This window comes from Streptomyces sp. NPDC058274 (assembly GCF_042881375.1).
Lineage (GTDB): Bacteria > Actinomycetota > Actinomycetes > Streptomycetales > Streptomycetaceae > Streptomyces.
The window spans coordinates 780653-796284 of sequence record NZ_JBHVXW010000001.1 but is presented as its reverse complement, the minus strand read 5'-3'; the positions used below and the strand labels follow the sequence as shown (position 1 = coordinate 796284).

16 protein-coding genes are annotated in these 15632 nt (G+C 71.1%); 5 read left to right on the top strand and 11 right to left on the bottom strand.

Annotation, left to right across the window (positions count from 1 at the left end; genetic code table 11):
* Window positions 1-48: 48 nt before the first annotated feature.
* Window positions 49-951, bottom strand: a complete 903-nt coding sequence (locus ACFVYF_RS03600; RefSeq protein WP_389450110.1) for an SGNH/GDSL hydrolase family protein — start codon at window positions 949-951, stop codon at window positions 49-51.
* A gap of 250 nt (window positions 952-1201) precedes the next feature.
* Here ACFVYF_RS03600 and ACFVYF_RS03595 point away from each other — a divergent pair, with 250 nt between their 5' ends.
* Window positions 1202-1696 (top strand): DUF3145 domain-containing protein, encoded by a 495-nt coding sequence (locus ACFVYF_RS03595; protein WP_389450107.1) that lies wholly within the window; start codon window positions 1202-1204, stop codon window positions 1694-1696.
* 99 nt (window positions 1697-1795) lie between these two features.
* On the opposite strand, the gene fabF is transcribed toward ACFVYF_RS03595, so the two are convergent.
* From fabF to ACFVYF_RS03570, 5 genes are all read right to left on the bottom strand, one after another.
* On the bottom strand, window positions 1796-3067 hold the full coding sequence (gene fabF, locus ACFVYF_RS03590; RefSeq protein WP_389450104.1) for a beta-ketoacyl-ACP synthase II: 1272 nt from the start codon (window positions 3065-3067) through the stop codon (window positions 1796-1798).
* A gap of 83 nt (window positions 3068-3150) precedes the next feature.
* Window positions 3151-3399: an acyl carrier protein gene (locus ACFVYF_RS03585; protein ID WP_355788632.1), complete on the bottom strand. Its 249-nt coding sequence runs from the start codon at window positions 3397-3399 to the stop codon at window positions 3151-3153.
* A 72-nt stretch (window positions 3400-3471) separates the two neighbouring features.
* The gene (locus ACFVYF_RS03580) at window positions 3472-4503 is read right to left on the bottom strand and encodes a ketoacyl-ACP synthase III (protein ID WP_389450101.1); all 1032 of its coding nucleotides are present in this window, start codon (window positions 4501-4503) and stop codon (window positions 3472-3474) included.
* Window positions 4504-4517: 14 nt separating this feature from the next.
* The gene (locus ACFVYF_RS03575) at window positions 4518-5435 is read right to left on the bottom strand and encodes an ACP S-malonyltransferase (protein WP_389450099.1); all 918 of its coding nucleotides are present in this window, start codon (window positions 5433-5435) and stop codon (window positions 4518-4520) included.
* An 89-nt stretch (window positions 5436-5524) separates the two neighbouring features.
* Window positions 5525-6730 (bottom strand): PucR family transcriptional regulator, encoded by a 1206-nt coding sequence (locus tag ACFVYF_RS03570; protein WP_389450096.1) that lies wholly within the window; start codon window positions 6728-6730, stop codon window positions 5525-5527.
* 83 nt (window positions 6731-6813) lie between these two features.
* On the opposite strand from ACFVYF_RS03570, the gene ACFVYF_RS03565 reads away from it, so the two are divergent.
* Window positions 6814-7473, top strand: a complete 660-nt coding sequence (locus tag ACFVYF_RS03565) for a pirin family protein (protein WP_389450641.1) — start codon at window positions 6814-6816, stop codon at window positions 7471-7473.
* Between the two features lie 46 nt (window positions 7474-7519).
* Here the strand turns inward: ACFVYF_RS03565 and ACFVYF_RS03560 are convergent, their stop codons facing one another.
* Entirely contained in the window at window positions 7520-8356 is an 837-nt protein-coding gene (locus ACFVYF_RS03560; RefSeq protein ID WP_389450093.1) for a serine hydrolase domain-containing protein, read from the bottom strand.
* A gap of 10 nt (window positions 8357-8366) precedes the next feature.
* Window positions 8367-8846, bottom strand: a complete 480-nt coding sequence (locus ACFVYF_RS03555) for a GNAT family N-acetyltransferase (protein ID WP_389450090.1) — start codon at window positions 8844-8846, stop codon at window positions 8367-8369.
* A 96-nt stretch (window positions 8847-8942) separates the two neighbouring features.
* Here ACFVYF_RS03555 and ACFVYF_RS03550 point away from each other — a divergent pair, with 96 nt between their 5' ends.
* Both ACFVYF_RS03550 and ACFVYF_RS03545 read left to right on the top strand, forming a co-directional pair.
* The gene (locus ACFVYF_RS03550) at window positions 8943-9425 is read left to right on the top strand and encodes a MerR family transcriptional regulator (RefSeq protein ID WP_389450087.1); all 483 of its coding nucleotides are present in this window, start codon (window positions 8943-8945) and stop codon (window positions 9423-9425) included.
* Window positions 9422-10438 carry an aldo/keto reductase gene (locus ACFVYF_RS03545; RefSeq protein WP_389450084.1) on the top strand — a complete coding sequence of 339 codons (1017 nt, stop codon included), beginning with the start codon at window positions 9422-9424 and terminating at the stop codon, window positions 10436-10438. Before ACFVYF_RS03550 ends, ACFVYF_RS03545 begins: the two co-directional genes overlap by 4 nt.
* A gap of 118 nt (window positions 10439-10556) precedes the next feature.
* Here the strand turns inward: ACFVYF_RS03545 and ACFVYF_RS03540 are convergent, their stop codons facing one another.
* The 3 genes from ACFVYF_RS03540 to ACFVYF_RS03530 form a co-directional block, all read right to left on the bottom strand.
* Window positions 10557-11411: a DUF4429 domain-containing protein gene (locus ACFVYF_RS03540; protein WP_389450081.1), complete on the bottom strand. Its 855-nt coding sequence runs from the start codon at window positions 11409-11411 to the stop codon at window positions 10557-10559.
* 67 nt (window positions 11412-11478) lie between these two features.
* On the bottom strand, window positions 11479-12696 hold the full coding sequence (locus ACFVYF_RS03535) for an alpha/beta hydrolase (protein ID WP_389450078.1): 1218 nt from the start codon (window positions 12694-12696) through the stop codon (window positions 11479-11481).
* Between the two features lie 253 nt (window positions 12697-12949).
* Window positions 12950-13594, bottom strand: a complete 645-nt coding sequence (locus ACFVYF_RS03530) for a TetR family transcriptional regulator (RefSeq protein WP_389450075.1) — start codon at window positions 13592-13594, stop codon at window positions 12950-12952.
* A 111-nt stretch (window positions 13595-13705) separates the two neighbouring features.
* On the opposite strand from ACFVYF_RS03530, the gene ACFVYF_RS03525 reads away from it, so the two are divergent.
* Window positions 13706-15328 (top strand): MFS transporter, encoded by a 1623-nt coding sequence (locus ACFVYF_RS03525; protein ID WP_389450072.1) that lies wholly within the window; start codon window positions 13706-13708, stop codon window positions 15326-15328.
* The last annotated feature ends 304 nt before the right edge of the window (window positions 15329-15632 follow it).

Here is a 15632-nt window from a genome sequence, read left to right as displayed (position 1 = left end):
GACCCTACGCGGCGCACCGGCCCGGGAGCCGCGCGCGCACGCCGCCGTTCACGCGGCCGGCTTCTTGGCCGTCACCATCCGGTACGCGATCTCGGCGAGCCGAGCCTGGCCGTTGCGGCTCGGGTGGAACCAGTCCCAGTGACTCAACTGCTCCGTACCGAAGCGGTAGTCGAAGACCGCGCCCCCGTCGAAGCGGCACCGACGGTCCTTGGCGCAGACCTCCTCCAGGACCTTGTTGTACGCCTCCACGCGGTTCTGCACCTTGGCGCGCCGCAGCGTCGCCGCCGAGGTCAGGACGTCCGGGTCACCCAGCATCGAGGGGCAGATGCCCAGCTTCCACACCTGCTTGCCCAGGGCGTTGGTGCGGCCCTGCGACCACAGCCGCTTCAGATCCGGCACGCTCGACACATACACCTGGGTCTTGGGCAGGGACTCGCGCAGCGTGTCCATCGCCTCCTCGAACCCGGTGCGGAAGGCCGTCACGGAGGTCATCGCCGAAACGGTGGAGCGGCAGGCGTCGTTGGCGCCCACCATCACCGTCACCAGATCCGGCTCCCGGCTCACCGCCTGTGTCATCTGGGCCGGCAGGTCCGCCATCCGCGCGCCGGTCACCGCGTAGTTCCAACTGCGCTCGGCGGCCCCGCTCGCCCCGAGCAGCCGCACCGCGAGGCTGTCGACCTGCGCGTCGCTGCCGGTCGCCCACGAGACCTCCGGGCAGTCGGACAGCACCGCGCACGCGTCGAACCCGCGGGTGATGGAGTCGCCCACCGCGACCAGTGACTGCGGGCTGCGGTCCCAGGCGGGCGTCGGCTTCGGGGACGGGCGCGCCTTGGCGGCGGCGTCCCGGGGGGCCGCAGCGTTGCCACCGGAGGCATCGCACCCCGCGAGGCCCAGGACGGTCGCCGCCGCGATGGCGAGGACGGTCCGTGAACGGTGGCTCCGCTTCCGCATCCCCAGTTCCCCTCGTTCGTCGTACACGCTCGGTCATCACCGCGTCCCCATGAGTGGCCGGGTCGCCCCGCAGGACCCCGGCCGGGGGTCCTGCACGCGTCCCGCCGGGTGAAACCTCGGTGTTTCTCCGCGCTGGGACCGACGGTACGTCACACTCCTTGCGCCGCCGCACGGTAGCCTCGCCCCGTGGCTGCCCTGCCACTGCCGTTCCGCTAAGTTACAAGATGTCCCGCTCTGCCCGGAGGTCCCGGTGACGACACGTGGAGTTCTGTACGTGCACTCCGCGCCGCGCGCGCTGTGCCCGCACGTCGAGTGGGCAGTCGCGGGCGTACTCGGTACGCGCGTCAGCCTCGACTGGATCCGGCAGCCGGCCGCGCCGGGCACCTGGCGCTCCGAGTTCTCCTTCAAGGGCGAGGCGGGCACCGCCTCCCAGCTCGCCTCGGCGCTGCGCGGCTGGCATCTGCTGCGCTTCGAAGTCACCGCCGAGCCCTGCCCCACCGCCGAGGGCGAGCGCTACAGCTGCACTCCTGACCTGGGCATCTTCCACGCCGTCACCGGCATTCACGGCGACATCCTGATCCCCGAGGACCGGCTGCGCGCCGCGCTGGTCCGCTCCCAGCACGGTGAGACCGACCTGGAAGCCGAACTCGCCAAACTGCTGGGCAAGCCCTGGGACGACGAGCTGGAGCCCTTCCGCTACGCCGGCGAGGGCGCCCCCGTCCGCTGGCTCCACCAGGTCGTCTGACACGCCGTCAAAGACAGCCGAAGGGCCCCCGCCTGATGGCGGGGGCCCTTCGTGCGCGTATCGCGGTTACGGCCGGAACTCGACCGCGTACGTCCGGATCTAGACGCTCCGGAACGCCAGCACCACGTTGTGGCCGCCGAAGCCGAACGAGTCGTTCAGCGCGGCGATGCGGCCCTCGACAGGAAGCTTCCGCGCCTCGCCGCGCACGATGTCGGCAGCCGCCTCGGCCTCGGGGTCGAGGTTGTCCACGTTGATGGTCGGCGGCGCGACCCGGTGGTACAGGGCGAGGACGCACGCGACGGACTCGATACCGCCGGCGCCGCCGAGCAGGTGGCCGGTCATCGACTTGGTCGCGGAGACCGCCATGTGGTCGGCGTCGTCGCCGAACACCTTGCGCAGCGCCTTCAGTTCGGCCACGTCACCGGCCGGGGTCGAGGTGGCGTGCGCATTGACGTGCACGATCTCGGCCGGGTTCAGATCGGTGTTGTCGAGCAGGTTCTGCAGGGCGTGCGAGATGCCGCGGCCCTCGGGCTCCGGCTGCACGATGTCGTGACTGTCGGCGGAGATGCCCTGGCCGACCGCCTCGGCATACACCCGCGCGCCACGCTTGGCGGCGTGCTCGGCGGATTCCAGGACGATCACGCCGGCGCCCTCGCCGAGGACGAAGCCGTCGCGTGCGACGTCGTAGGGGCGCGAGGCACCCTGCGGGTCGTCGTTGTTCTTGGACATCGCCATCATGTTGCCGAACGCGGCGATGGGCAGCGGGTGGATGGCCGCCTCGGTGCCACCGGCGACGACGACGTCGGCGCGGCCGGTACGGATCATCTCGATCGCATAGCCGATGGCCTCGGCGCCCGACGCGCAGGCGGAGACCGGGGTGTGCACACCGGCGCGGGCGCCCACGGCGAGGCCCACATTGGCGGACGGGCCGTTGGGCATCAGCATCGGCACGGTGTGCGGGGAGACGCGGCGTACGCCCTTCTCCTTGAGTACGTCGTACTGGTCGAGCAGGGTGGTCACGCCGCCGATGCCGGAGGCGATGACCGCGCCGAGCCGGTCGGGGTCGATGCTCGGGTCCTCACCGGCCTTGTCGGTGAAGCCTGCGTCGGCCCAGGCCTCCTTGGCCGCGATCAGCGCGAACTGCGCCGAGCGGTCGAGGCGGCGGGCCTGGGGGCGGGGGATGACCTCGCCCGGTTCCACGGCGATCTGCGCAGCGATACGGACCGCCTGGTCGGCGGCCCACTCCTGCTCCAGGGGACCGACGCCGGAACGACCGGCGACCAGGCCCTCCCAGGTCGAGGCTGCGTCGCCACCCAGCGGTGTGGTTGCGCCGATACCGGTGACGACCACGGTGCGATTGGTCGGGCTCACGGGAATTCTTTCTCCAACGATACGAGGATTCAGCGGCGCCACCGCCGGGTGGCGGGGCAGTCAGCCCAGGTGATCGGGGGCGATCAGGCCTGGTGCTTGAGGATGTAGGAGGTCGCGTCGCCGACGGTCTTGAGGTTCTTGACGTCGTCGTCGGGGATCTTGACGTCGAAGCGCTCTTCGGCGGCGACGACGACCTCGACCATGGACAGCGAGTCGACGTCCAGGTCGTCGGTGAAGGACTTGTCCAGCTGGACGTCCTCGGTGGGGATCCCGGCGATCTCGTTCACGATCTCGGCGAGACCTTCGACGATCTCTTCCTGAGTGGCGGCCATGTCAGGCGCTCCTTCGGTATGTATCCAGAGGGTGTGGCGGTACTCCGGCCGGAGATGATCCGGACGGTGTGCCTAGGGGAGGGTAACGACCGTGGCGGCGTACACGAGACCCGCCCCGAAGCCGATGACGAGCGCGGTGTCGCCGCTCTTCGCCTCACCGGTCGCCAGAAGCCGCTCCATAGCGAGCGGAATCGAGGCGGCCGAGGTGTTGCCGGTGGTGCGCACGTCACGGGCGACCGTGACGTGCTCCGGCAGTTTCAGAGTCTTCACCATCGAGTCGATGATCCGCTCGTTGGCCTGGTGGGGAATGAAGACGTCCAAGTCGTTCGCGGTCAGTCCGGCGGCGTCCAGCGCCTCCTTCGCGACCTTCGCCATCTCGAAGACGGCCCAGCGGAACACCGCCTGGCCCTCCTGCGTGATGGCGGGAAACTTGATCTCGCCCTTGGAGTCCAGGGGCAGCTGGGAGACGTCGCCGATCCGGAAACGGTCCCAGGGGACGGTCTGCTTGATGGTGCCGGCCTTGTCGCCCTCGGAACCCCAGACGGTCGGGCCGATGTGCGGCTCGTCGGACGGGCCCACCACGACCGCGCCCGCGCCGTCACCGAACAGGAAGGCCGTCGCGCGGTCCTCCAGGTCGGTCAGGTCGGACAGCCGCTCCACGCCGATGACCAGCACGTACTCGGCCGAACCCTCGACGATGATGCCCTTGGCGAGGGTGAGGCCGTAGCCGAAGCCCGCGCAGCCCGCCGAGATGTCGAAGGCCGCGGCCTTGTTGGTGCCGAGCTTGCCGGCGATCTCGGTGGCGATGGCCGGGGTCTGGCTGAAGTGCGACACGGTGGAGACCACCACGGCGCCGATCTGCTCGGCGGAGATCCCGGCGTCCGCGATGGCCTTTCCGGACGCCTCGATGGACATCGCGGCGACGGTCTCCTCGTCGTTCGCCCAGTGGCGGGTCTCGATGCCGGAGCGCGAGCGGATCCACTCGTCGGACGAGTCGATCCGCTCGAGGATCACCTCGTTCGGCACGACCCGGACCGGGCGGTAGCCGCCCACGCCCAGGATGCGCGCGTACGGGGCGCCCTTCCTTGCCTTGATCTTCGACATGCTGTCCGAGCTCCTTATGCCGCGCTGTGCTCGGCGATGAGCTCGCGAGCCGCGCCGAGGTCGTCGGGGGTCTTCAGCGCCAGCGTCTTGACGCCGGGCAGCGCCCGCTTGGCCAGACCGGTCAGGGTGCCGCCGGGGCACACCTCGACCAGCGCGGTCACGCCGAGCTCCTTGAAGGTCTCCATGCACAGGTCCCAGCGGACCGGGTTGGCGACCTGGCCCACGAGACGCGCCAGGACATCGGCACCGGTGGCGACGGCCTGTCCATCCTTGTTCGAGACGTACGTGACCCTCGGGTCACCGGGCGTCAGCTCCTCGGCTGCCTTGGCCAGCGCCTCGACGGCGGGAGCCATGTGCCGGGTGTGGAACGCGCCGGCGACCTTCAGGGGCACGACACGGCGTACGCCCTCGGGCTTGTCCGCCTCCAGGGCGGCCAGCTCCTCCAGGGTACCGGCGGCCACGATCTGGCCCGCGCCGTTGACGTTCGCCGGGGTCAGGCCGAGCTTCTCCAGGTGCGGCACGGTCGTCGCGGGGTCCCCGCCGAGCAGCGCCGACATACCGGTCTGCGTGACGGCGGCGGCCTCGGCCATCGCCAGGCCCCGCCCGCGCACCAGACGCAGCGCGTCCGTCTCGGCGAGCACACCGGCGAACGTGGCGGCGGTGATCTCACCGACGCTGTGGCCGGCGACGGCACCGGGTGCCACCTCGCCGAGCGCGGTCGCGGACAGCAGTCCGGCCGCGACCAGGAGGGGCTGGGCGACCGCCGTGTCGCGGATCGCGTCCGCGTCGGCCTGCGTGCCGTAGTGGGCAAGGTCGAGCCCGATGGCGTCCGACCACGCGGCGACGCGGTCGGCGGCACCGGGGAGGTCGAGCCAAGGAGTCAGGAAGCCGGGCGTCTGAGCGCCCTGGCCGGGAGCGACGAGTACGAGCACTCTCACACTCTCTCTTGTGGACGGCCACGACCGCCCGTGGGGACAGGGACGAAGAACAGGAGGGGGAATTGTAGACCCCCGACAAAAGCCTAGGCCTGGGGATCCCCATCGGCCAGACGCCCCAGGATCAGCGCGATCCGCAGCGTGAAGGCGGAGCGTACATCCGAGGGTGACCAGCCGGTGACGTCTGTCACACGTCGGAGCCGGTAGCGCACGGTGTTCGGGTGGACGAAGAGCATCCGGGCCGCGCCTTCGAGACTGCTCGCCTGTTCCAGATACACGCTCAGGGTCTCCAGGAGCGCGGACCCGGCCTCCTCCAGCGGTCTGTAGATCTCCTCCACCAACTGCTCGCGCGCGGACGGGTCTCCGGCGATCGCGCGCTCCGGCAGCAGATCGTCCGCCAGAACCGGGCGGGGAGCGTCCTGCCAGGCGAAACACGCCTTCAGGCCGGCCGCGGCGGCCTGCGCGGACCGGGTCGCGGCGAGCAGATCGGGCACGATCGGCCCGGCGACGACCGCTCCGGCGGCATACGGCCCGATCAGCGACTTGGCGACGGCGAGCGGATTGTCGCTGCCGCCGGCGATGACGACGAGCCGGTCACCGAGTACGCCGGTGAGGACCTGGAGCTTGGCGTGCCGGGCGGCCCGGCGGATCGCCTCCACCGTCAGCTCGCTGTCCCCGTCGGGGGCCGTACCGAGCACCACGCAGACATGCTCCGGCGCATTCCAGCCGAGGGCCGCGGCCCGGCTGACGGCGCCCTCGTCGGCCTCGCCGGAGAGCACGGCGTTCACCACGAGCGACTCCAGCCGGGCGTCCCAGGCACCCCGTGCCTCCGCCGCCTGGGCATACACCTGGGCGGTGGCGAAGGCGATCTCGCGGGCGTACACGAGCAGGGCCTCGCGCAGAACGGATTCGTCTCCCGGTGCCGCGACCTCGTCGATCGCGCTCTCCATGACCTCGATGGTCGTCCGCACCATCTCGACGGTCTGCCGCAGGGTGATCGCCCGGGTCAGCTCGCGGGGAGCGGTGCCGAAGACATCGGTGGAGATCGCCTGGGGCGCGTCGGGGTGCCGGAACCACTCGGTGAACGCGGCGATGCCCGCCTGGGCCACCAGCCCGATCCACGACCGGTTCTCCGGTGGCATGGCCCGGTACCACGGCAGCGTCTCGTCCATGCGCGTGATGGCCTGCGCGGAGAGGCTTCCGGCCGACTTCTCCAGTCGCTTCAGGGTCGCGGAGTGCGCGTGGAGGTCGTGCGCGTGGGATGCGGTGTTGCTGGCTTCGGGTTCGGGCACGGGACAAGACTGCCTTATCCGGACGGGACCGTGCCGCGCCGGGTCCCGGAGCCCCGCGCCCACGGGGCTACGGTGGGTCCGTGATGGACGTACGGCGCGCCGACGAGCGCTACCGCGGAGGGGACCCGGCGGCCGGGATCGAATCCCTGCACGCCTTCTCCTTCGGCCCGCACTACGACCCCGACAACCTCCGCTTCGGCGCGGTCATCGCGTGCAACGAGGAACGGCTCGCGCCCGGCGCCGGTTTCGACGAACACCCGCACAGCCACACCGAGATCGTCACCTGGGTCATCGAGGGCGAGCTCACCCACCGTGACTCCACGGGCCACGAGACGCTGGTCCGTGCCGGTGACGTCCAGCGCCTCAGCGCCGCGTCCGGGGTCCGCCACGTCGAGCGGAACGACGGCGTGGAGCCGCTCGTGTTCGTGCAGATGTGGCTCGCCCCGCTGGAGCCCGGCGGCGATCCCCTCCACGAGGTCGTGCACGGCATCGCGGACTCCACGCCGTACGCCGTCCCGGAGGCCGGCGCGATGCTCCACGTGCGCCGGCTGACCGCGGGCGAACGCACCGCGATCCCCGACGCGGCCTTCGTGTACGTCCACGTCGTGCGCGGTGAGGTCCGCCTCGACGGCGAGGAACTGGAGACCGGCGACGCGGCCCGCATCACCGAGGCGAAGGACCTCGAAGCCATAGCGGGTTCCCCGGCCGAACTCCTCCTGTGGGAGATGACGACCGAGACGTGACGCCCCTGCCCGTCCCGACCTGGGGCTCCGCCCCGGACCCCGCTCCTCAAACGCCGGAGGGGCTATTTCTCAGCTCCGCCAGCACCGAGTCCGTGAGAACGGGCCACGCCTCCGCGGCCCAGGGCCCGAACGCCCGGTCCGTGAGGGCGACGCACGCGACGCCGGCCACGGGGTCGACCCACAGGAACGTACCCGACTGACCGAAGTGCCCGAAGGTCCGCGGCGAGGACGAACCCCCGGTCCAGTGCGGCGACTTGGAGTCGCGGATCTCGAAGCCGAGCCCCCAGTCGTTGGGGTTCTGGTGGCCGTACCCCGGCAGCACCCCCTTCGTACCGGGGAACTGGACGGTCATGGCCTCGGCGACCGTCCGCGGATCGAGCAGCCGAGGCGCCTGCACCTCCGCCGCGAACCGCACGAGGTCGTCCACGCTGGACACCCCGTCCCTGGCGGGCGACCCGTCGAGGACGGTCGAGGACATGCCCAGCGGTTCGAGCACCGCCTGCCGCAGATACTCCCCGAAGGGGATCTCCGTCGCCTTGGCGACATGGTCCCCGAGGACCTCGAACCCGGCGTTGGAGTACAGCCGCCGTTCCCCGGGCGCGGACGTCACCCGGTGCTCGTCGAAGGCGAGCCCGGAGGTGTGCGCGAGGAGATGACGGACGGTCGAACCGGTGGGCCCGGCCGGCTCGTCGAGCTCCACCGCCCCCTCCTCGTACGCGACGAGGACGGCGTACGCGGCGAGCGGCTTGGTGACGGAGGCGAGCGGGAACCGCTGCCCGCCGGGGCCGTGGGCCCCCAGCACGGTGCCGTCCGCGCGGACGACGGCCGCGGCGGCCGTGGGTACGGGCCAGTTGTCGATCAACGCCAGGCTCTGCAGGGACATGCGTATGAGCCTAAGTGGCACGCAGGCTCAGCCGCATCGAGGGGTCCGGCTTGCGGACGAAGCCGAGCGAGGCATACAGCGGCTCGGCCTCGGCGGACGCGTTCAGGTCGACCTGTGCGACGCCCTGCTCGCGGAACCAGCCGAGCAGTTCCTCCATGCACGCGCGGGCGTAGCCGCGGCGCCGCGCGTCCGGATCGGTGGCGACGCTGAACACGTACCCGACCGCGCCGTGCGGGTTGCCCGCGCGTCCGATCCGGTACTCGACCGTCCCGGCGACCAGGGCCGCGAGCGCGCCCGGCCGCTGCGGATGGTCGACGACGAACGCGACGAAGCCGCCGTCCGGATCGGCGAGTCTGCGGCGTACCGTCGGCAAGGACTGCGTGTGCCATTCGGCGGAGGTGTCCTGCCCGGACATCGAGTCGATCATCACCTGGCGCAGGCGCAGCAATTCCCCCGCGTCGGCGGGCACGGCACGGCGTACGAGGCTCATGATCCGCACCGTAACCACCCCGACCTCGTGATGTCGTCGGAATTTCGGCCGATTCCGCTTGCTTGGAGTGCACTCCAAGGTTTTAGCGTGGTGGTCATGACGGTGATGGAGACCACGGCCACGGACGCCGAGACCGGCACCAGGACGGACGTCTGCGCCGCGGCGCCACAGCGGCATCCGCGCCCGGACGGCCGGGACAACTACACGATCAGCGAGGTCGTCGCCTTCACCGGCCTGACCGCGCACACCCTGCGCTGGTACGAGCGGATCGGGCTGATGTCCCACATCGACCGCTCGCACACCGGCCAGCGCCGCTACAGCAACCGCGACCTGGACTGGCTCAACCTCGTCGGCAAGCTGCGGCTCACCGGCATGCCGGTCGCCGACATGGTGCGGTACGCGGAGCTGGTGCGCGAGGGCGATCACACCTACGGCGAGCGGTTCGAGCTGCTGGAGGCGACCCGCCGGGACGTCCGGGCCCGGATCGCCGAGCTCCAGGACACGCTCGCCGTGCTCGACCACAAGATCACTTTCTATGCGGACGCCGGGCGTGCCCCGGCGTCGGAGGGGTCCCGATGACGGACAGCAGGATCGCGACGGCGGAGCTCGGCACCGGAGGCCCGGAGGTCGGCGTACAGGGCCTCGGCTGCATGGGCATGAGCTTCGCGTACGGCCCGACGGACGCCGGCGAGGCCCGGGCCACCCTGGAGCGCGCGCTGGAGCTCGGCGTCACGCTGTACGACACCGCGGACGCCTACGGCAACGGCGACAACGAGGAGTTCCTGTCGCCGTTCTTCAAGGCGCACCGCGACGAGCTCGTCATCGCCACGAAGTTCGCCCTGTCGATCCCGCCGGAGGACCCGACGAAGCGGGTCATCCGCAACGACGCGCCGTACATCCGCCAGGCCGTCGAGGCGAGCCTCAAGCGCCTGGACGTCGACGTGATCGACCTCTACTACATGCACCGGCGCGATGTGAACATCCCGATCGAGGACACCGTCGGCGTCATGGCGGACCTGGTGCGCGAGGGCAAGGTCAAGCACCTGGGGCTCAGCGAGGTCACCGCGGGCGAGCTGCGGGCCGCACAGGCCGTGCACCCGATCGCGGCCCTGCAGTCGGAGTGGTCGCTCTTCAGCCGGGACATCGAGACCGGTGTGGTGCCGGCGGCCAAGGAGCTCGGGGTGGGCCTCGTCCCGTACTCGCCGCTCGGCCGGGGCTTCCTCACGGGCTCCTTCGCGAACGCCGACAAGGACCTGACGGCGGACGACTTCCGGCGCCAGCAGCCGCGCTTCACAGGTGACAACGCGGCCGTCAACGCGGCGCTCCTGGAGCCGGTGCGCACCGTCGCCGCCGCCCACGGCGCCTCGCTCGGGCAGATCGCGCTGGCCTGGGTGCAGCAGCGGGCCGCCGTGCACGGTCTCGCCGTCGTCCCGATCCCGGGCACCCGCAAGCGCACCCGCGCCGAGGAGAACACCGCGGCCACCCGCATCGTCCTCACCGACGACGAGCTGGCGCTCCTTGAGCCCATCGCCGGCCAGGTGGCGGGCGACCGGTACGCGGACATGAGGTTCTCCTCGGCGGGCCGGGAGTAGCCCCACCGTCGGGCAGGGGCACCAGGAGCCGCGCCGCCCGGCCGGTGCGCGGCCCCCGACGCCTCGCGCCGCGGCTTGAGCGCTCGGCCCGGTTGCCGGGGGAGTTGCCGGCGGAGCCTCAGAGCTCCGCCAGCAGCTCCGCCTTCTTCATCGCGAACTCGTCGTCCGTCACCAGGCCCGCCTTGTGCAGCTCGCCGAGGTGGCGGATGCGGTCGGCGATGTCGGCGGGGTCGCGGCGCGGTGCGGATGCGGAGACCACGGCCGGCGGGCCGGCGGCGCGGACGGCGGCCAGCACCGACGCGGCGAACGGCAGCGACTCGTGGACCGGGCCGTAGCCGAGCCCGAAGACGACGGCCGCGGGATCCTGGTCGGCCTGGGCGGGCTGCGGCGCGGCCGGCTCGCGGTGCAGCAGCCGCAGATGGCCCTCGAAGACCTCGGGGGAGCGCCACTCGACCCCGCTGAGTCCGGCGACCGGGAAACTCTGGTCGCCGGCCTTCCACTTGGCGGAGGAGGCCCCGGTCCAGAACCAGCGGAAGGACACCCGCTTGCCGTCGAAGGACGCCTTCGCGTCGTACGCCTTGAACTGCTGGGGCGCCTCGGGCGGCGCCACGAGATACCGCTCGGCGGGCGAGCCGTCCGCGGAGAGCCGGCTGCGCAGCTCGTCCGCGTAGTACTCGGCGAGGGTCTCGCGCTCGGCCGGCAGCACCAGCCGGTAGGGGTCGCACCCTTCCTTGAGCTGTCCCGCTGCCGCCTCCATCAGCGGATCGGCGCCCGGTCGCGGCAGCGCGTGCAGCACGACCGTCCCCCGCTTCCCCTGAGTCAGGGTCACCGCCGCGATCGCCTCCAGGGGAACCCGGCGTTCGCCGAGCGCCTGGAAGAGCTTGGGCGTGCGGATCCCCCGCTCGAAGCGGATGAGCACGGAGTCGGACTCGAACTCCCAGGCGGCATGAAATCCGGCCAGTACGTCACCCATGCGGCTCATCGTATGCGGCACGCGTCCCTCCGTCGCCTCCCTGAGCAGACCGCGGTTCTTTCGTTCTCTACGCGCGTCCGGCCGCCGTGCCGGCGGACAAACCCTTCCGGCATGTGTCGTCCTTGTGGGCGCAGTGCACCGCGCGGTATGCGCCAACTCCGATCTCGGCGAAGTTGAGCAGGCTCTCGGTGCCCGGTTCGAAATATCCCGCGTGTCCGCTCGCACCGTCCGCCGACAGGACCCGTGCCCCGAACCCGGAGGACACCGGGTCGGCGCCGTGCCCGAGCCCGCCGACCTCCAGATGCGGTACGTCCTGGATCCAGTCGGTGGCGTCCCGCATGGCCCAGACCCGGGCCGAGGTGTGCAGATGCGCGGCGTTGGCGGCCCGCATGCCGGGGCTGCCCGCGACCGCGATGTCGGAGACCCGCTCCGGCAGGTCGTCAGCGGCGACCCCGCACACCACGGAGCCGTAGCTGTGGCAGTACAGCGCGATCGGTGCCCGGCCCGGCAGCGCGCGCACCAGCGCGTTCAGCCGGACCGCGCCGTCCACGGCGCGCATGGCCGTGGCCGAGTCGATGCCGAGCCCGCTGGGCGCCGTGTAGTCGGCCCAGGCGATCACGGCGGTACGGGTCCCCGGACTCGCCGTCCGCTCGGCCTTGTACAGGGCACGCGCCATGCCGACCGGCGCCGAGTACGCGCGGTAGGTGCGCTGAAAGGTCAACAGGTCGCTGTCGACGCCCGGTACGACCACCGAGACCCGCTCGGCCTTGCTCAGATCGCCGTAGACCTCCGCGACCCGGCCCGAGCCCTCGGGGTCGAAGGCCAGGATCTGCCGCTTGGTGCGCATCAGGGCTTCGTAGCGGTGCATACGGCGGCCCGCCTGGGCCTGTCCGGCGGACGAGAGGCCGTTGTCGTGCATGCGTGCGAGCTCGACCTTGCGCTGCTCGCCGAGCGCGATGCGGTTCGCCTGGTAGCGCAGCTTCAGCGGGGCGCCGTTCATGTTGCCGACCGCGAGCGGATAGCGGTGGACGAGACTCGAGCGCTGGTGGGCGTCGAGCGTGGCGAAGAAGCGGGCGAGACGAGACGGCGCGGAGTCGGGGTCCGGCAGCCGGTGTCCGCCCATGGTCCCGTGCTCCCACTTCGAGAGGGAGGCATCGAGGGGCGTGTCCTCCCCGTGGCTGTGCAGGGCGGTCCAGCCGGTGGTCGCCAGCATCACGAACACCACGGCCAGCGCGAGCAGTGCGCGCCAGACGTTCAGTGGGGGGGAGGAGTCGAAGGAAGTCACTGAGAGGACACACTAGAAGAACGAAAGTGTCTCGCGTTAACCGAGTGAGGCGGATCACGTTTCTGTTGGGGTAATTGGGTCACAGGGGGCTCAATTTAAGGTAAATGGTAACGCTCTATACCCATAAACCCACCCTTGCTGTGCGGGATGCGTGACGGTGCGTGAGGCGGAAGTCACCGTGTGGGGTGGCTTCGCCCGACGCTGCGAATCTCACTCTCCGTATCCCGTGTTGCCGGGGACGGGCCGGCCCGGTTCAGCCCTCCGGGCGCCACTTCTCGGCCAGTGCCGGCCCCAGATGGTCGAGGTAGGCGGCGGTCAGCTCGCGGATCGCCTCGACGCTGAAATCCTCCCCGGCGCCCCACTGCCGGCCCGTCACCCGCATCACCCCGCCGAACGCGGCCACCGCGACGCGCGGGCGCGGGTCCGTGTCCACGTCGAGCCCCTCCCGCGCCGCGATCAGCCGGGCGAGCTCGCCCTCCACATCGGCGGAACGGCGCAGATACGCGGCGAGCAGCACGGGCGTCGACTCGATCATCTGGAAGGCGCGCATGTACAGCTCGATCGGGACGACCTCCTCGATCGCCTCGCCGATGGTGTCCCAGCCCTCCAGTACGGCCCGGCGCAGGGCCTCGAGCGGTGCCTCGTGCGGTGGGCGTTCGCGCAGGGCCTGGACGAAGTGCGCCTCCGTCATGTCCTGGACGGCGAAGGCCGCCTCCTCCTTGCCCGCGAAATAGCGGAAGAACGTGCGCTGCGAGACGTCGACGGCCTCGGCGATCTCGTCGACGGTCGTCTGCTCGTACCCCTTGGTCGTGAAGAGTTCCAGGGCGGCGCGAAGCAGCGCATCCCGGGTGCGCTGCTTCTTGCGCTCGCGCAGCCCCGGTCGTGACGCTGTGTTCATGGGGACCTCTTCCGCCTTCCGCCGAGCTCAGCGTACGGCCGAGTAACGTGACAGTTACCGACTTGTGATTTCAATTGTCAACTGTCAGCGACTGTCACTAGCCTCGAAAGCATGACTAGTCAGACCACCGTCGACGCGACGGGCCCGGCCGACAAGGCCCCGGCCGCCACCCCGGGGCCGGCCCCGGCCAAGGGACTGCGCGGCCATCCGTGGTTCACCCTGATAACCGTCGCGGTCGGCGTGATGATGGTCGCCCTCGACGGCACCATCGTGGCGATCGCCAACCCGACCATCAAGGCGGACCTGGGCGCGAGCTTCGGCGACGTCCAGTGGATCACCAACGGGTACTTCCTCGCCCTCGCGGTCACCCTGATCACCGCGGGCAAGATCGGTGACCGGTTCGGACACCGCCAGACGTTCCTCATCGGCGTGACCGGCTTCGCCGCGGCCTCGGGGGCCATCGGACTGTCCGACAGCATCGCCCTGGTGGTCACCTTCCGGGTGTTCCAGGGTCTGTTCGGCGCGCTCCTGATGCCGGCCGCGCTCGGTCTGCTGCGGGCCACCTTCCCCGCCGAGAAGCTCAACATGGCGATCGGCATCTGGGGCATGGTCATCGGCGCCTCCACCGCGGGCGGCCCGATCCTCGGCGGCCTGCTGGTCCAGCACGTCAGCTGGCAGTCCGTCTTCTTCATCAACATCCCGGTCGGCGTCCTGGCGCTGGTGATGGGCGTGCTCATCCTCACCGACCACCGCGCCGCCAACGCCCCGCGCTCCTTCGACCTCCTCGGCATCGCGCTGCTGTCCGCCGCCATGTTCTGTCTGGTCTGGGCGCTCATCAAGGCCCCGGCCTGGGGCTGGGGCGACGGACTGACGTGGACGTTCCTGGCCGCGTCGGTGCTCGCCTTCGCGCTCTTCGCCGTATGGGAGACGAAGGTCAAGGAGCCGCTCATCCCGCTCGCGCTCTTCCGCTCCCTGCCGCTGTCGGCCGGTGTGGTGCTGATGGTCCTGATGGCCATCGCCTTCCTCGGCGGACTGTTCTTCGTCACCTTCTATCTCCAGAACGTGCACGGCATGAGCCCCGTCGACGCGGGCCTGCACCTGCTGCCGCTGACCGGAATGATGATCGTGGGCTCGCCGCTGGCCGGCGCCCTCATCACCAAGGTGGGCCCGCGCATCCCGCTGGCCGGCGGCATGGCGCTCACCGCGGTCTCCATGTTCGGGATGTCCACGCTGGACACCGGCACCAGCAGCCTGGTCATGTCGATCTGGTTCGCGGGCCTCGGCCTCGGCCTCGCGCCGGTCATGGTCGGCGCCACCGAGGTCATCGTGGGCAACGCGCCGATGGAGCTCTCCGGAGTCGCCGGCGGCCTCCAGCAGGCGGCCATGCAGATCGGCGGCAGCCTCGGTACGGCGGTGCTCGGCGCCGTGATGGCCTCCAAGGTCGACAACGACCTCGCGGGCAACTGGGCCGACGCCAAGCTCCCGCCGCTCACCCCGGCCCAGCTCGACCAGGCCTCGGAGGCGGTGCAGGGCGGTGTGGCACCGGTGCCGAAGGGCACGCCGGCCGCGATCGCCGAGAGGATCACGGGCGTCGCCCACGACACGTTCATCTCCGGGATGAGCCTGGCGTGCCTCGTGGCCGCCGGGGTCGCCGTGGTGGCCGTGTTCGTCGCGCTGCTCACCAAGCGCGGTGTCAACGCGGACGCCGCGGGGGCGGGTGCCGGACACATCTAGGACCTGTCCGCCGCGCGGGCGCGACAAGCCCGAACAAGGCGCGGTTCAGAGGCGATTCAGGGGCGATCGGGACGGCTTCCGGGCCGTTCCGGCGCCCCGTTTCGCCTATCAGGGTGACAACGCCGAAGATCCCTCCCGTGGAGTCGGCGGCACAGGTCACAGTGGGTCAAGTCCTCCGCACGACATGGAGGACGCCGGACATGTCGGGGGGCTGCCGGAGGGGGGCCGCGCCGCGCCCCGGAGGGTGGGGGGGGTGGGGGGGGGACCCCCCACAAAAACCCAAAGAAAAAAACCCAGAGGGCTG

What these genes read in the sequence shown, in the direction of transcription:
- ACFVYF_RS03550 (WP_389450087.1), top strand. Translation starts at nt 8,943, where the DNA reads ATGACGGTGATGGAGACCACGGCCACGGACGCCGAGACCGGCACCAGG.
- ACFVYF_RS03585 (WP_355788632.1), bottom strand. Translation starts at nt 3,399, where the DNA reads ATGGCCGCCACTCAGGAAGAGATCGTCGAAGGTCTCGCCGAGATCGTG.
- ACFVYF_RS03540 (WP_389450081.1), bottom strand. Translation starts at nt 11,411, where the DNA reads ATGGGTGACGTACTGGCCGGATTTCATGCCGCCTGGGAGTTCGAGTCC.
- ACFVYF_RS03545 (WP_389450084.1), top strand. Translation starts at nt 9,422, where the DNA reads ATGACGGACAGCAGGATCGCGACGGCGGAGCTCGGCACCGGAGGCCCG.
- ACFVYF_RS03580 (WP_389450101.1), bottom strand. Translation starts at nt 4,503, where the DNA reads ATGTCGAAGATCAAGGCAAGGAAGGGCGCCCCGTACGCGCGCATCCTG.
- ACFVYF_RS03600 (WP_389450110.1), bottom strand. Translation starts at nt 951, where the DNA reads ATGCGGAAGCGGAGCCACCGTTCACGGACCGTCCTCGCCATCGCGGCG.
- ACFVYF_RS03560 (WP_389450093.1), bottom strand. Translation starts at nt 8,356, where the DNA reads ATGTCCCTGCAGAGCCTGGCGTTGATCGACAACTGGCCCGTACCCACG.
- ACFVYF_RS03525 (WP_389450072.1), top strand. Translation starts at nt 13,706, where the DNA reads ATGACTAGTCAGACCACCGTCGACGCGACGGGCCCGGCCGACAAGGCC.
- ACFVYF_RS03555 (WP_389450090.1), bottom strand. Translation starts at nt 8,846, where the DNA reads ATGAGCCTCGTACGCCGTGCCGTGCCCGCCGACGCGGGGGAATTGCTG.
- ACFVYF_RS03530 (WP_389450075.1), bottom strand. Translation starts at nt 13,594, where the DNA reads ATGAACACAGCGTCACGACCGGGGCTGCGCGAGCGCAAGAAGCAGCGC.
- ACFVYF_RS03565 (WP_389450641.1), top strand. Translation starts at nt 6,814, where the DNA reads ATGGACGTACGGCGCGCCGACGAGCGCTACCGCGGAGGGGACCCGGCG.